Annotated in this window: 13 protein-coding genes; 7 read left to right on the top strand and 6 right to left on the bottom strand. The window is 44.6% G+C overall.

Annotated features, from left to right (window positions below; all coding sequences use genetic code 11):
• The first annotated feature begins 208 nt into the window (after positions 1 to 208).
• The 4 genes from thrA to HR45_RS07135 all read left to right on the top strand — a co-directional run bounded on the left by thrA (position 209) and on the right by HR45_RS07135 (position 6,576).
• The gene (gene thrA / locus HR45_RS07155; RefSeq protein ID WP_037441207.1) at positions 209 to 2,677 is read left to right on the top strand and encodes a bifunctional aspartate kinase/homoserine dehydrogenase I; all 2,469 of its coding nucleotides are present in this window, start codon (positions 209 to 211) and stop codon (positions 2,675 to 2,677) included.
• Complete coding sequence (gene thrB, locus HR45_RS07150; RefSeq protein ID WP_037441206.1) at positions 2,674 to 3,624, top strand: homoserine kinase; 951 nt, start codon at positions 2,674 to 2,676, stop codon at positions 3,622 to 3,624. Before thrA ends, thrB begins: the two co-directional genes overlap by 4 nt.
• A gap of 33 nt (positions 3,625 to 3,657) precedes the next feature.
• Positions 3,658 to 4,938, top strand: coding sequence for a threonine synthase (thrC, locus tag HR45_RS07145; RefSeq protein WP_037441204.1), 1,281 nt, complete (start codon positions 3,658 to 3,660; stop codon positions 4,936 to 4,938).
• A gap of 487 nt (positions 4,939 to 5,425) precedes the next feature.
• Positions 5,426 to 6,576 (top strand): IS3 family transposase gene (locus HR45_RS07135; RefSeq protein WP_156104028.1). Its coding sequence is split into 2 segments (ribosomal slippage): positions 5,426 to 5,669 and positions 5,669 to 6,576, totalling 1,152 coding nucleotides; the frame shifts between segments, so codons are not numbered across the junction.
• 206 nt (positions 6,577 to 6,782) lie between these two features.
• On the opposite strand, the gene HR45_RS07130 is transcribed toward HR45_RS07135, so the two are convergent.
• Complete coding sequence (locus tag HR45_RS07130) at positions 6,783 to 7,466, bottom strand: TetR/AcrR family transcriptional regulator (RefSeq protein WP_052074581.1); 684 nt, start codon at positions 7,464 to 7,466, stop codon at positions 6,783 to 6,785.
• Positions 7,467 to 7,570: 104 nt separating this feature from the next.
• On the opposite strand from HR45_RS07130, the gene HR45_RS07125 reads away from it, so the two are divergent.
• Complete coding sequence (locus HR45_RS07125; RefSeq protein ID WP_037441201.1) at positions 7,571 to 8,425, top strand: LysR family transcriptional regulator; 855 nt, start codon at positions 7,571 to 7,573, stop codon at positions 8,423 to 8,425.
• A 48-nt stretch (positions 8,426 to 8,473) separates the two neighbouring features.
• On the opposite strand, the gene HR45_RS07120 is transcribed toward HR45_RS07125, so the two are convergent.
• The 5 genes from HR45_RS07120 to HR45_RS19800 all read right to left on the bottom strand — a co-directional run bounded on the left by HR45_RS07120 (position 8,474) and on the right by HR45_RS19800 (position 12,303).
• Positions 8,474 to 8,827 (bottom strand): cytochrome c3 family protein, encoded by a 354-nt coding sequence (locus HR45_RS07120; protein ID WP_037441199.1) that lies wholly within the window; start codon positions 8,825 to 8,827, stop codon positions 8,474 to 8,476.
• A gap of 29 nt (positions 8,828 to 8,856) precedes the next feature.
• Entirely contained in the window at positions 8,857 to 10,383 is a 1,527-nt protein-coding gene (ardA, locus tag HR45_RS07115; protein ID WP_037441198.1) for an acrylate reductase flavoprotein subunit ArdA, read from the bottom strand.
• A 193-nt stretch (positions 10,384 to 10,576) separates the two neighbouring features.
• Positions 10,577 to 11,560, bottom strand: coding sequence for an MDR family oxidoreductase (locus tag HR45_RS07110; RefSeq protein ID WP_037441197.1), 984 nt, complete (start codon positions 11,558 to 11,560; stop codon positions 10,577 to 10,579).
• A gap of 336 nt (positions 11,561 to 11,896) precedes the next feature.
• On the bottom strand, positions 11,897 to 12,091 hold the full coding sequence (locus HR45_RS19230; protein WP_206537889.1) for a hypothetical protein: 195 nt from the start codon (positions 12,089 to 12,091) through the stop codon (positions 11,897 to 11,899).
• Positions 12,064 to 12,303, bottom strand: a complete 240-nt coding sequence (locus HR45_RS19800; RefSeq protein WP_052074580.1) for a cyclic nucleotide-binding domain-containing protein — start codon at positions 12,301 to 12,303, stop codon at positions 12,064 to 12,066. Before HR45_RS19800 ends, HR45_RS19230 begins: the two co-directional genes overlap by 28 nt.
• Before the next feature lie 476 nt (positions 12,304 to 12,779).
• Between HR45_RS19800 and HR45_RS07100 the strand changes: the two genes are divergently transcribed.
• Positions 12,780 to 13,865: a family 43 glycosylhydrolase gene (locus HR45_RS07100; RefSeq protein ID WP_052074579.1), complete on the top strand. Its 1,086-nt coding sequence runs from the start codon at positions 12,780 to 12,782 to the stop codon at positions 13,863 to 13,865.
• Positions 13,866 to 13,892: 27 nt separating this feature from the next.
• Positions 13,893 to 15,107 carry a glycoside hydrolase family 5 protein gene (locus HR45_RS19020; RefSeq protein WP_052074578.1) on the top strand — a complete coding sequence of 405 codons (1,215 nt, stop codon included), beginning with the start codon at positions 13,893 to 13,895 and terminating at the stop codon, positions 15,105 to 15,107.
• Positions 15,108 to 15,131 lie beyond the last annotated feature (24 nt).

Below are 15,131 nucleotides of genomic sequence, written 5' to 3'. Positions count from 1 at the left end.
TGCACACATATAGTTAACAAATTCAGGGTTGTATAGGTTTTATTCATGATGATTTCAGCCGTGGTCATTACCAACATTATTACCACCACAACCATTACCGGTGTGGGGGCGGGCTGATATACCCTGAGTTTAGTGAATAATAGAAAGCCCGCCTCAAGTAGAAGCGGGCTTTTTTGTTTTTGGGCGGCGGTAATTTAGGAGATAAACGATGAAGGTGATGAAGTTTGGTGGTACATCGTTGGCCAATTGGCAGCGATTTGAAATGGCCGCCGACATTGTAGCTGAGTCCGCAAAGGAAGAGAGCATTGCGGTGGTGCTGTCTGCCCCTGCTACGGTGACCAATGGCCTTCTAGCTATGGTGGAATGTGCGCTGGAAAAAGGCGACATCGGTGCGGCTTTGGGGAAAGTCGAAACGGTGTTTCGTAAGTTATACGGTGACGCATTTACCCATATGCAAGACAGTACCGCTGAAGCATCGCTGGAGAGCAAACTGGCGGCGCAGCTAAAAGAGTGGAAGTCTAAGCTTGATGGCATTGTGCTGTTAGGGGAATGTCCTGATGGCGTGAGAGCAGAAGTCGTGGTAGCGGGCGAGCGTTTATCATCGGCATTGATGATTAAGGTGATGGAATCAAAAGGGCTGACTTCCGGTTTGTTAGACCCACGCGCTCTCTTTTTAGCGCATGGTACCCCTGCTGAGTCAGTGGTGGATATCAATGTGAGCAAGCCGCGTTTTTCACTGCTTAACTTAGATGACAAACGTGTGTGGGTGATGCCTGGTTTTACCGCAGCAAATGCCGAAGGCAAAGTGGTGACTTTAGGGCGAAATGGCTCTGATTATTCAGCCGCTGTCTTAGCTGCCTGTCTGGATGCTTCAAGTTGCGAAATCTGGACTGACGTTGACGGGGTTTATAACACAGACCCGCGCATCGTGACTGATGCTAAGTTGTTATCTCAACTCAGTTACCAGGAGGCGATGGAGCTGTCTTACTTCGGCGCCAAAGTGTTGCATCCCAAAACTATCGCCCCAATCGCGCAATTCCAGATTCCTTGTTACATCAAAAACAGTTTTAACCCACAAGCACCGGGCACCTTAGTGTCGAGTAGCCCTGATCAAACTGGATTACAAGTTAAGGCGATTTCCAACTTAGATAACCAAACCATGGTGGATGTGTCAGGTCCTGGCATGAAAGGCATGGTGGGCATGGCATCGCGCATATTGGGCGCTATTGCTCGCACAGGCGTTTCTGTCACGCTAATTACCCAAAGTTCCAGCGAGTACAGCATCAGCTTCTGCGTGCCATCAATGGATGCGGCTAAAGCAAAGTGGGCGATGGAACAAGAGTTTGAGCTGGAGCTGAAAAGTGAATTGCTTGAGCCCATCGTTATGCGTCACCAGCTGTCAATCATTTCGCTGATCGGCGACGGTATGCGCACCTATAAAGGTGCCGCTGCTAAGTTTTTCCAAGCGTTGGCACAGGCGAGCGTAAATATTGTGGCGATTGCCCAAGGTTCATCAGAGCGTTCGATCTCGGCCGTTATTGAACAGCGCAAAATCAATAATGCCATTGCCGCTTGCCACCAAGGTTTCTTCGACGTTCAGCAATATTTGGATCTGTTTCTTGTTGGTTCAGGCAACATCGGTGCTGGCCTGCTGGAGCAGATCGCTAAGCAAACAGAATTTCTGAAAAAGCAAAATATTACCATTCGTGTTTGTGGTATCGCTAACTCCAACACCATGTTGCTTGATGCAGCGGGTATTGAACTAGCTAATTGGCGCGAGACCTTGTCTAAATGCGAGAAAGCGTTCGATTTAGAGAGCATGTTGGCGTGGGGACGTGAACAGCAACTGCTGAACCCGGTGCTGGTGGATTGCACCTCGTCTGAACACGTTGCCGCAGCCTATCCTGATATTATGAATGCAGGTTTCCATGTGGTTACGCCGAATAAAAAGGCCAACACAAGCGATTTGGCGTTTTATCGTAAATTGCGTAAGACCGCGTTATCGCAACGCCGACAATTCCTCTATGAAACTAACGTTGGTGCGGGTCTGCCGGTCATCGATAACCTGAAAAAGCTGATGTACGCCGGTGACAAACTCAAGTCATTTAAAGGGATTTTATCGGGTTCACTGTCCTACATCTTTGGTATGTTGGACGAGGGCATGAGTCTTTCTGAAGCAACTGCGATTGCACGCGATAAATGCTTTACTGAGCCTGATCCGCGCGATGACCTCAGCGGCATGGATGTGGCACGTAAAGTGTTGATTGTGGCACGTGAAGCCGGCATGCCATTAGAACTTAGCGATATTCACGTCGAGCCGGTATTGCCAGCAGAGTTTGATAGTAGCGGTGATGTGAGCGACTTTATGGCGCGTTTAGCTGAAGCTGATAGCTGGATGGCTGATAAAGTGAAACAAGCGAAAGCCGAAGGGAAAACCTTACGCTATGTTGGCGAAATATCTGAAGCTGGTTGCAGTGTCGGTATTCGCGCTGTTGGCGAAGATGACCCACTGTTTAAAGTGAAAGATGGCGAAAATGCGTTGGCATTTTATAGCCAGTATTATCAACCAATTCCATTTGTTCTACGTGGCTATGGTGCGGGCACTGCTGTGACGGCAGCCGGGGTGTTTGCTGACTTGCTACGTACGTTGAATTGGACCAGAGAGGTAGATCTATGAGTTCCGGAGCGTTAACTGTTTATGCACCCGCATCGATGGGCAACGTAGGTGTTGGTTTTGACTTGCTGGGTGCCGCATTAGCTCCGGTTGACGGCAGTTTGCTAGGTGATACTGTTACTATCGAACCGCTTGCATCTGGCATTGTGTTTGAGCAAGTCGGGGAGTGGGCACATAAGTTGCCTGCTGATCCGCAAGAAAACATCGTCTATCAATGTGCGCAGTTTTTTATGCAGAAATTTGCGATTGCTGGTGGTGTTAAACTCAGTCTTAGTAAAAATCTGCCAGTTGGCTCAGGTTTAGGTTCTAGTGCTAGCTCTGTGGTTGCAGCATTATTCGCGCTCAATGAGCAATTTGGACGACCATGTAATCAACAGCAACTGCTGGCGTTGATGGGGGAATTTGAAGGGCGCATCAGTGGGTCTGTTCATTACGATAACGTGGCACCATGTTATCTCGGTGGAATGCAATTGATGCTCGATTTACCGGAACGTATTTGTGAAAGCATTCCCGCGTTTGATGAGTGGTATTGGGTGGTGGCCTATCCTGGCATTTCACTCTCGACTGCCAAAATGCGAGCATTAATGCCTGCGCAATATGACAAGGCGGTTGCCATTGAATTTGGCAAAAATTTGAGTGCTTTTGTGCACGCCAGTTACAAACAGGATGCCCAGTTGGCGTTAGCCGTATTAAAAGATGTACTGGCTGAGCCATATCGCGCAGCAGCGATTCCGGGATTTAATGACGCCAAGCAAGCGTTGGCTGAGTTAGGAATGCTCACCACCGGAATTTCGGGCAGTGGCCCGACACTGTTTAGTGTCACTGATAGTTTAGCCACCGCAACTGCCGCCAATGAGTGGCTACAACAACATTATCTATCGGAAGCTGGTGGCTTCTCACATATTTGCCGACTCGACTCTCAAGGGGCAAGAGTCTTGGCTGTTGATTGATGTATTACAACTTTTTGAAGGCAATGAAGCATTATGGAACTCTATAACTTAAAACATCCTGCCCAACGGGTGAACTTTGCTGAAGCGGTAAAGCTTGGCCTAGGGATGGATCGTGGCCTGTTTTTCCCTACAAAAATACCGCGCTTAGACAATGTTGAAGCGTTACTTGCGCTACCGTTTGTTGATCGTTGTAAAGTGATTTTGGGTGCATGGCTAGCAGATGAACTGGGTCAACCGTTAGTCGATCAACTGGTCGATAATGCGTTTAACTTTGCGTTGCCGTTAGTCGAGGTTGATGAAAAGCGTAGCAGTTTAGAGCTGTTTCACGGGCCGACCTTGGCCTTTAAAGATTTTGGTGCACGTTTCATGGCCCAATGCCTGAATGCTCTTGGTGGCGATGACAAAATTACCATCCTGACAGCAACCTCTGGTGATACTGGTGCCGCCGTCGCTGATGCGTTTTTCGGTTTGGAAAAAGTGCAGGTGATGGTGCTGTATCCAAAGGGCAAAATCAGTGAGCTGCAAGAAAAGATGTTTACTACTTTGGGCGACAATATTCATACAGTGGCAGTACAGTCAGATTTTGATGATTGCCAGACCTTGGTGAAACAAGCTTTTGAAGATCCTGAAGTACGCGACGGTTTGCATCTGAATTCGGCCAACTCAATCAATATCAGCCGCTTGTTAGCACAGATCTGCTATTACTTTGAGGCGGTGACTCGCTATCGTCAGCAACATCAAGATGATCCGGTTATCTGTGTACCCAGCGGTAACTTCGGTAACCTCACCGCTGGGCTGTTTGCCAAAGCGATGGGACTGCCAGTGAAGCGTTTTGTTGCTGCCACTAACAGCAATGATACGGTACCGCGTTATTTAAGTTTTGGTGACTGGGCGCCACGCCATACGGTGGCAACAATGTCGAATGCGATGGATGTTGCTGAACCGTCTAACTGGCCTCGTGTAGAAGCGATTTTTGCTGAAATGAAATGGCCGCTGACAGATCTGACTGGCGTGGCCTTGTCTGAGTCACAAACGCACCAATCGTTGCAGTCTTTGCAAGCTTTGGGTTATCAGTCTGAACCGCATGCTGCTATTGCGGCTGAAGCATTGAATATGACGATGAAGGATGATGAGCGCGGTATCTTCTTAGCCACGGCGCATCCTGCTAAGTTTAAGGATGTTGTCGACCGAGAGTTGGGAACAGACTTACCATTGCCTAAAGCGCTGGCAGATGTTGCAGATAAAGAGATCTTATCTGCGGAACTTCCAGCAGACTTTGCCGCGTTAAAAGCTCATATGTTAGCGACACTTTAAGCGTTCTGACATGGATAAAAAAAGGACTCAACTGGGAGTATACAGTAAAAACTATGTCTATTTGCGTGTGAGTGAGTGAAAGCCCTTTACTAGTAATGCCTTTTGTGAATATTTAAATCGTACATACTATGTATAATGGTGTGTACGTTTTTTATCCATGAAGGCTTAGCAAGGCGATGGCCTCACTGCGTGAAACCCATCACCCTGCCAAAAGGGTATTTAAGGGAATGATGGTAAAGTAAAATAATAAAGCCACTCCTGACGCTCGCACAGCTCACTACTCGCTAGGCATTTATGATTTTTCTTGACCATCCGCTGTCATTTCTTGACCATCCGCTGAAACACGTTTCTGGACATTTCTGAGTTAGGAGGGCGAGCGATTTATCGTCATTTCGGATTACGAAATATATGGCATATCAGATAATGATCCGATCCGGTACTTTTGGACATCTCGCTAAGTGAGTAAACTCGCTTATTGAGGTGAAGTATGTCAACAAAGACCCCCCGCAAAATCCATACACAAGAATTTAAAGCCGAAGCACTGAAGCTCGCTCAGAAGATTGGTGTAGCCGCAGCAGCGCGTGAGCTTAATCTTTACGAATCCCAGCTCTACAATTGGCGCTCTAGTGCCGAGAAAAAATCCAATACTACGTCTAGAGAGGCAGAACTTGCTGCCGAGGTCGCAAGGCTTAAACGCCAACTTGCTGAACAAGCGGAAGATTTGGCCATACTAAAAAAGGCGGCCACCTACTTCGCGAAGAACCAAAAGTAGCCAGATTTGAGTTCATCCTCGAGCATCAGCACCGTTTTTCTCTCAAGCGAATGGTGGAGGTGCTCAAGGTATCGCGTAGTGGGTATTACACCTGGCGGCAGAACGGCATGACGCTGAGCCCAAGAGCGATTAAGCGTGCGGCCCGTGATGTACTGATTAAAGCGTCTTTTGACGATTCCAAGAAGCGCAATGGCGCACGGCGTATTCAGCAAGATTTAGCGGATAATGACTGTAAGGCGGACATCAAAACTATTATGGACAGCATGTCACGCCAGCGTTTAGTGCCAAAAGCTGCAAAGAAATTTAAGGTCACTACCGACAGCAACCACAAGCATCCAGTCGCACCTAATTTGCTAGAGCAGAACTTTACTGCAAATGCGCCGAACCTGAAGTGGGCTGGCGACATCACGTATCTGTACACCAACGAAGGATGGCTCTATCTGGCTGTCATTATTGACCTTTACTCTCGCACAGTGGTGGGTTGGTCGATGGCAAGTAGAATGACATCGGAGCTTGTTTGTGACGCTTTGAGGATGGCATTATTCCGCCGAAGCTTTCCTATCGGCGTGATTGTCCATAGTGACCGAGGCAGCCAATACTGCGCAAATGATTACCGTGCTTTGCTTCAGAAACATCAGTTAGTACAAAGCATGAGCCGTAAAGGAAATTGCTGGGATACTGCCTGCGTGGAAAGCTTCTTCCACACATTAAAGGTTGAAGCGCTGCAAGATGAGCCGCTCATGACACGAGATCAAATGAGACAAGCTGTATTTGAGTACATTGAGGTTGATTACAATCGGACCAGACGGCATAGTGCTCTTGGGTATTTGAGCCCAGAAAACTTTGAATTAAAAAATAGTGCTTAGCAAAGTGTCCACTATTACTGGATCAGATCAGTAATAACTTGCTTAATATCTCTTGTTTACGCTCTTCACTGTAACTCGGCACATTCAAGCCTTAACCCCCAACTGGTTAAATTTTAGGGGGTGACAACTATCCTGCCAGAGGGGGGAAGGAGTTATTTAGCACTATTTAATTAAAACATACAACTTAACAATATTTGAGATATACACTAACTTGCACACTTATGCTCAATGTTTAAGCCAATATAATCAGTTGCATCTAAACTATTTACCATATGAAGCCAATCCTCAAAGATAGTTTTGGTCGGTGTTCTATGATCGGAATGCCCCGATAAGTTAATGATAGCAAAACTAAATTTTTGATAAATACTTACATCATTGAAATCTTTTTCACTATCTCCGCTATCTATCATTGTTCCTCTTATGAAATTTTTAACCAGTTCCTTCCTGTCGAATCCAGGGACCTCACCAATCAATTGAATAGTTTCTTCGTTCCATTTTTGATATGTAGCATATGTTTCTTCAAACTTCATCTGCAATCGTAAACTTGCTTGTTCACATATATCTGAATTTGGCATTACCCTTTCAATCGTAAATCTTTTATAACGAAGCGAATCATAAAGCCTTTTACAATGGTGAAATATAAACCTATCCATAGGTGATAAATATTTATCATCATCTAATAAAGCTTGTTCTAGAAAATCATTATAAAAATCCTCAGCAATAGCCACCATCAAATCAAACTCTGACACAAAATGATTATAAATTGTCCCTTTGGATATTTGGCTGGCGGAAACAAGGTGTGACCTACATAAGTCGAAACTTTTGTGACCTACAAGACATTTTTTCGCAATTTTAATTAAATATTTTTCTCTCTCATCCCAACTAGCCATTTTAGTTCTGCCTACTTCAATAATTCCCCATACATCTATACTACCACTTTAATTTTTTTGTTCTTTGAGTAATACTTATAGCATCATTAGCGGAGTCAATAGACATGTTAAAAACTGAGCTTTTAGAAAGTCTTGTTGCAATTGCTGAGACTGGAAATTTGTCGAAGGCAGCAGAAAAGATGTGTCGCACTCAGTCTGCACTCAGTCTGCAAATTAAGAAACTGGAAGAGATCGTAGGCCAACCACTTTTCGTTCGTGATAATAAAGGTGTTTCTCTTACCGAAGCAGGTAAGACGTTGTTAAGTTATGCACATAAGATGTTGCAGCTCAATTACAAAGCACTCAATGAATTGCGTTCTGGGCCTACACATGAAGTAATTCGATTAGGTATCCCAACCGATTATATCACTCGCTACATCAGTAGTTGTCTATTGGATTTTATTAGAGAATTTACTTTCATCGAGTTAGTCATTGATACCGACGTAAGTGGCAACTTGTTTAAGCGCTTGGACCGAGGAGAGTTTGACCTCATCATCGCAACTCATTGGCAACCCCCTAAAGATGGTACTTTGCTATTTGAGAGAAATTTCCGTTGGGTTGCTGCAAAGGACGGGAAAGCTCACCTCGGAGAAAACCTACCTGTTGCACTCTATCCTGAAAATTGTCCGATTAGAGCTCAAGTTTTTGCAAACCACCAACTAAATATGCGCCCAATCAATTTGTTACTTTCAACTCCGTCACCCGAAGCTCTATGTATGGCTGTTGAGAGTGATATAGTTATCGCGCCTATTGCAGAGTTTCGCATTAACAATAAGATGCAAGTCTTAGATCCATATGTGCACCGATTACCTATATTGCCTGTATTTAATGAGTCTCTATATGTTAATCCGGCCTGTCAGAGTGAATCCATAGAGCCACTTATAACGCTGATCCAAGCATATGTAGCGAGTTACGAATAGAAAAGGCCCTTTAATAGGGCCTTTCCACTATTTTAAGTGTTGTAACAACTAACCAGGGAACTTATCAAATTTGAAGGTGTGGCAATTTTTACATAATGGCTGCTTCTTGACGTGTTCACCATGGCATTCGATGCAAGGTAAGTCTTTGCCGTAATGTAAGTTATTATGTGGATTTTGCCATTTGTCTTCGTCGCTACGTTTTGATTTTTTCACTAAGTCATCAATGTTGTGGCATTTAAGGCATGTGGTATCCGAAGGCGGTTGCTTCATACCTTGGTCGTGGCATACCTTACAGTCTTTCCCAATTGCTTGTTTGTGCGCTTCTCTTTGCTCAATGGCATTTGAGTTCATTGAAAACAGCATTGTTAGCATCAATGCTACAAATAATTTTAATTTATTCATCTGTAAATCTCCCGATCACTGAATTGTGATTATGCTGACAATGCGCTGCGAGCCGCAGTCATACCCATTACGATACATTCAGGAATCGAACAACTTCCCAATCTGCTAACGCCATGAATACCGCCACATACCTCGCCAGCAGCATACAAGCCGGTAATCGGTTTGCCGCTGAAACTATCAATAACTTCTGCTTTGGTGTTAACTTTCACACCACCTTGACAGTAGTGAACTTTGGGCCATAGGCGCACGACAGTGAAAGGCCCCGCCATTTCGGTAGCTTTGGTCATATCTTTACCGAACTGTTCATCCTTCCCATTTTTCACATAAGTGTTGTACTCGTTAATCTGTGCTTTTAATGGTTCAACAGGGACATTGAAATGTTTTGCAATGTCTTCAAGCGACTCAAATTTCCAGCCGACGTTATACTTGATGACCTTAGCAGTATTGGGATGGTTTTTTGAGTCCTTGAAACTGCTAATTAAAATTGGTGGCATCGGATTCCCTTGACTATCACGACATGCCAACTCTGCGTCAGCACGAGTTTTCCGGTCAGCAATTTCATTCATAAATCGCTTACCAGTTTTACAGTTAATCGCTACAGAGTGAGGGAAGTTAAAAATCGAATAATTGGATACATAACCGAAGCCACCCTCGTCAGGAGATGCCCACGGACCAGACTGAATATGAGCCAAATGCACTGGAATCGCACCTAGGCGGAACATTTCATACATTCCTTCGCCAGTTGCTCCAGGAGCATTTGTACAACCTACTTCCGAAGTCAATGTTGGATCTTGTGCCATGCGAAGGGTAACGTTTTGAGCAAACCCCCCCGTTGCCACAATTACGCCTTTCTTGGCTCTGATATTTTTGACCGCTCCTGAGTCATCTTTGCCAAAGTAATAGCCCACGCGCATTTTCACGCCTTCTACACTGCCATCTTGCCCTAATAGAAAACCTTCAAATTTGGATCTATTTCGAGTCTTAACACCGATGCGCTTACATTCGTTATACAGTGGCTGGGTAATGCCAGCTCCACAGCTAACGGCCGTTTGATATGTTCGAGCAACCGAATGGCCACCTAGTTGTTGTAAGTAAGGATGGAATTCTGCACCGGCATCAATTGTTAGTTGGAGCGCTTCTGCCGCGTGAGACGCCACATGACGAAGTAAGGCAACGTCAGCAATGCCACGACCTGATTTAATTTGGTCTGCAACCATAATATCAACCGAATCCTTGACCCCTTCTTTTTGTTGCAACGGTGTACCAGGTGCCGCAAAAAGACCGCCATTGATTGCGGAGTTTCCACCAAAATATGGCATTTTTTCAAAGATATGGACATCCTTGCATCCACGTTTTGTTGCTTCAATTGACGCAGCAAGCCCAGCGAAACCTGAGCCAATAATTAGCAGTTCAACTTCTTCATCCCATTTTACACCTACGGATGATGAAGAAACTGCCATCACAGGTCCCGAAACAGCTGCACCAGCGGCCACTCCAGCAGCCGCGCCAAAAGTTTTTATGAATTGCCGACGTTCAAGCAGACTAATTTTGCTCATTCGATATCACCTTCTTGTTTTGGTTGATATCGAAATAATAAAAACGGAATTGATTCCAAAATGCGAATTATAAATCGCGATAAATATTTATTGTTTACTAATATAAAAAAGTGGGAATTATCTTGGTTTTTACCAGATATTTTTGTTTAACTGAGCACATTGGAACCACTTCCAAAAATTCACTAAATTTTATCTAACTAATTTTAATAATTGTTCGACCTGTTACATTGCCGTTTATAATATCAAAAGCAAATTTAGGAACTTCTGTAAGTGAAATTATTTGGCAGGCTCGGTTATAGAAAGTTTCCGGTAATATATCCAAGGCTTGATTCCAAGCTTTTATTCTTTTATCTGTAGGGCAATATACTGAATCGATTCCTCTTAAACTAATTCCTCGCAAAATAAATGGCATTACCGTAGTGGGTAATTTATAACCACCAACCAAACCGCAAATTGCGGCTACACCACCGTATTTTAATTGCGCGAGAGCTGTGGCCAGCGTCTGTTCACCTACGGTATCGATTACAGCAGCCCAACGTTGTTTATCTAAAGGTCTGCCTGGTGAGGTAAATTCATCACGGGAAATGACATCATTTGCACCAAGCTTTCGCAATAACTCGCCATTGCTTTCTATACGACCAGTACTTGCAGTCACCTGATAACCTAAAGCTGATAATAATGTGACTGCTGCGGAACCAACACCGCCGCTAGCACCTGTTACCAACACCGCACCTGAATCAGGAGTTACATCGTCTTCCATGATTGCCTGTACACATAACATAGCGGTCAAACCGGCAGTGCCGATCATCATTGCTTTAGTTACATCACAATCCCTAGGCATGGGTACCAGCCAATCGGCTTTTACTTTCGCAAATTCAGCCATTCCGCCCCAATGATTTTCTCCTACACCCCATCCCGTTAAAATAACCCAATCTCCTGTTTGATAGCGAACGTCTGAGGAGTTCACCACTTGTCCCACGAAATCGATTCCAGGCACCATAGGAAACTGACGAATGATTTTGCCCCAACCGGTAATAGCCAAGCCATCTTTGTAGTTTAAGGAACTATAAGCAACTTTGACGGTTACCTCCCCATCAGGCAATTGTTCATAGTCAACATCGGTGACGCTTGCGCTCGTTTTACCTTCAGTTTGCTGTAATAGAAGTGCTTTAAACATTTAGAGATCCTTTTGCATGAATGGAATTGGCACGATACAGTGGACATGCATCGAATTAAACTTCATCTCCCTCAGAAAGTTTTATTAGTGTTAACTGAATTAGATTTTGGAATTGATTCCAATCTTGGATGCTGTGACAGACGTTGCGAATTTAGGATAAAACGGCGTTACTGAACGTTCATAAGCGTCTATAAAATTTCGAATATCTCAGTCAAGTCTATGAGCAAGCAAAGATTAATCGATAGAGGTCATCTTCTTGTTCAAGAAGCACTGATTATATTTTAGAAATGACAACATGAGAGTAGTGGAGCTAACGCCGTCACCTTCAGCTGATAACTATTCGGCTAAGCCAGCAAAAACGAGTGATATTTCGGTTAACGCGCTCCAGTCTTTATGCCCTAGCCCATTAGCATTTGCTGCAACTAAGTTGTCTTTAGCTCCTGCAATTGCAGAAGGCTTAACGCCACAAGAAGTGAATGCGGTTTCAAAAATTAATGCATCCTTCAAACCCGCAGTAAGGTCAAACCCCACAGTATCAAAATCTCTACTACATCGCCTGCAAAGTAAAACTGAAACGTTACATCGTCACCATCTCCATTGAACCAAGACCTAACGATGCCCTTTTCGATAATAAAAACATTTTGGCAGACGTCTCCATCATTGAGCAAAGTCTCACGCCTTTTGAAATGAACAACACGCCCAATGCGTATAAATTTTGGAAATCTTGCAATGATAGAACTCATAGATATGCCTATTTCAGGGTAACTTAGTATGACATTGATACAACCATCACATCATTCAATTGGTAAATGTTGAAGCTGGTAAATACTATCTACTTCTGTCAACAAGGATTGCACAACGAATGGTTGCCGAATTGTGTTAGCGACAGTGTGCAGGAGATTTACATAGATATGCAGTGTCCTTTGATAAAAATGGCCCCACAACAAGCACTATAACTAAGCATCATGGCGCAATATTAAGCTATCATCACTGTAAATGGCCCTTTTCCCATATGTAAACGGTTCAAGCTTAAGCCAAAATTTCATCACCACCAAAATCAATATCCTCATAAACCACCTGAATTACATTTGCATGTAAACGTTTACATTATTATATGTAATACAAATAGCATGTCATTTTTCCAGCTCTGTCACCGTCAAAGGCCGTTGAGTCGGAAGATTGGTTGTAACACCCATTAATTTTTCAAAAGAGCTAACCGATGAAACAAACTTCTCTGTGTTTTATGTTTGTAGTACCGTTGCTAAGTCTTTCGCTAACCAGCTGTGCCAATATTGGTTATTCTTACAGTTATTTTGCTGGTAAAGGAAAAGATGAGCCTCAAGATTATCCAGAAACTGTCGTCTTAGAGCGCAACCCTATTATTCGTGGTTATTATGCCGATCCCGAAATTCTCTATTCTCGTAAATTGCAGAAGTATTTTCTCTATCCGACTAGTGACGGCTTCACCGGGTGGTCAGGTAGTTACTTTGAAACCTTTTCCAGCAATGACTTAGTCCATTGGCATAACGAAGGCAAAATTTTGCAGTTAGGCAAAGATGTCAGTTGGGCGGACAGTCGCGCATGGGCACCGACGGCCGTTGAAGTAAAGCAAGCGCAAGGATACCGCTATTATTACTATTTCTCAGCAGGACAAAAAATTGGGGTGGCGAGCAGTGATAATCCGCAAGGTCCATTTGTTGACTCAGGCAAACCGCTGATTGACCAACTACCTCAAGGTGTCGCTGGCGGTCAGCAAATTGATCCTGATGTTTTCACCGACCCAGTTAGCGGTAAACATTATTTGTATTGGGGTAACGGTTATATGGCTGTCGCAGAGCTGAGTGACGACATGCTTAGCCTCAAACCTGGCACCACCAAATTGCTAACCCCAGACGCAACATATCGCGAAGGTACCGAAGTGTTTTATCGCAACGGTACTTACTACTTTATGTGGTCGGAAAACGACACCCGCGATCCAAGTTATCGTGTCCGATACGCTACCGCTAAATCGCCGCTTGGCCCATTAACAGTCCCACAAAATAACTTAGTGATCGAGCAGGATGCTACGCAGGGGATCTTTGCTACAGGCCATAACGCAGTCATCCAACAACCGGGGACCAATAACTGGTTCATAGTTTACCACCGCTTCAGTCGTCCACACGGTATCACCATGGGTAAAGCTGCGGGTTATCACCGAGAAGTGTGTATCGACGCGCTGCGCTTTAACGCAGATGGCAGTCTTCAAGAAGTTAAACCATCACTCACGGGTATTGCGCCAGCAATCCCAGTACACCTGAACAAGTAAATGGAACCGATTAAGTAGGGAATGACTATGTTTGTTAAATCTTTATTGAAGTGCAGCTTGCTAACTGTTGTTACATTGGCGTGCTCAACCGTATGGGCCAAGGATTGCAGCCAAGTGAGTTATCCGCTGTCCACGCAGCAGCAATATATTGTTGATGCGGCAGGCTGTAAGGTTTTGCTTAAAAGCGTGAACTGGTTTGGTGGTGAGGCTGCTGCATTAACACCGGGTGGGCTAGATAAACAACCGCTCGCCAAGATTATCAAACTCATCAAAGACAGTGGTTTTAACTCGGTGCGCTTACCATGGGCGAATGAAATGGTGGCCAAAAATCCTGTTGTTGAACGTAGATTACTCAAAGCGAATCCGCAGTTGCAGGGCAAAAAAGCACTCGCAGTATTTGATGACATCATTGGTGCGCTCGGTAATGCGGGATTGATGGTGGTGTTGGATAATCACCGGAGCCGCGGCGATTGGTGCTGCGACGCTGACCATGGGGATGGCTTGTGGTACTCCCAGGAATATTCACCAGAAAGTTATTTCGAACACTGGCTTTTTATGGTGAAACGCTATCAAGACCGCCCGTTTGTTGTTGCAGCAGAACTGCGTAACGAGATCCGTCCCGATCCGACCATGGGGCTTGAACCTACTTGGGGCAGTGGCGATGCTAAAACAGATTGGAAAGCGGCAGCAACGAAAGCAGGTAACCTTATTCTGAAACAGAATCCCAATTTGCTGATCATGATTGGTGGATTACGTTGGCAAGTTGATTTAACAGAGGTGAAAACCAAGCCTGTTAAGCTCGATACTCCCCATAAGCTTGTTTATGTAGCACACGATTATGTTTGGAATCATCCTCCAGAAAACCTCTCTAATCCTCAATTATTTGCTGCTACCGCTTACAAACGTTGGGGCTTTGTTTTAGAGCCAAATAAGCCATACACCGCACCACTGTATTTAAGTGAATGGGGCGGATGTACTCAACTCGGGGCTGAAGGTAAGCCTTGCCCAAAAGACCGCTATCAGTTTGTTGAAGCCTTTAAGACTTATCTCTGTTCTCTTGGCAATGATGCACCGGTGAGTTGGGCCTATTGGCCACTCAATGGAACTCAAATGGCCGGCTATAAACGTACAGAAGGTGAAGTGGAAGCCTACGGTTTACTCAAACCGGATTGGCAAACATGGGCGTCACCTAAGTTAATGAAACAGCTTAATGACAAGCAATGTGGTCCAGTATTTCCATAACATTAATGGGGAAAAACGAGTGTT

The sequence above is a fragment of the Shewanella mangrovi genome, assembly GCF_000753795.1.
Taxonomy (GTDB): domain Bacteria; phylum Pseudomonadota; class Gammaproteobacteria; order Enterobacterales; family Shewanellaceae; genus Shewanella; species Shewanella mangrovi.
The sequence above is the reverse complement of the archived record's forward strand: the minus strand, read 5'-3'. Positions and strand labels throughout refer to the sequence as shown.

Excerpts from the sequence above, each read along its gene's own strand:
- HR45_RS07100 (WP_052074579.1), top strand. The coding sequence starts at position 12,780 with ATGAAACAAACTTCTCTGTGTTTTATGTTTGTAGTACCGTTGCTAAGT.
- thrC (WP_037441204.1), top strand. The coding sequence starts at position 3,658 with ATGGAACTCTATAACTTAAAACATCCTGCCCAACGGGTGAACTTTGCT.
- ardA (WP_037441198.1), bottom strand. The coding sequence starts at position 10,383 with ATGAGCAAAATTAGTCTGCTTGAACGTCGGCAATTCATAAAAACTTTT.
- thrA (WP_037441207.1), top strand. The coding sequence starts at position 209 with ATGAAGGTGATGAAGTTTGGTGGTACATCGTTGGCCAATTGGCAGCGA.
- HR45_RS07130 (WP_052074581.1), bottom strand. The coding sequence starts at position 7,466 with ATGGCTAGTTGGGATGAGAGAGAAAAATATTTAATTAAAATTGCGAAA.
- HR45_RS19020 (WP_052074578.1), top strand. The coding sequence starts at position 13,893 with ATGTTTGTTAAATCTTTATTGAAGTGCAGCTTGCTAACTGTTGTTACA.
- HR45_RS07120 (WP_037441199.1), bottom strand. The coding sequence starts at position 8,827 with ATGAATAAATTAAAATTATTTGTAGCATTGATGCTAACAATGCTGTTT.
- HR45_RS07110 (WP_037441197.1), bottom strand. The coding sequence starts at position 11,560 with ATGTTTAAAGCACTTCTATTACAGCAAACTGAAGGTAAAACGAGCGCA.
- thrB (WP_037441206.1), top strand. The coding sequence starts at position 2,674 with ATGAGTTCCGGAGCGTTAACTGTTTATGCACCCGCATCGATGGGCAAC.
- HR45_RS19800 (WP_052074580.1), bottom strand. The coding sequence starts at position 12,303 with ATGAGTTCTATCATTGCAAGATTTCCAAAATTTATACGCATTGGGCGT.
- HR45_RS07125 (WP_037441201.1), top strand. The coding sequence starts at position 7,571 with ATGTTAAAAACTGAGCTTTTAGAAAGTCTTGTTGCAATTGCTGAGACT.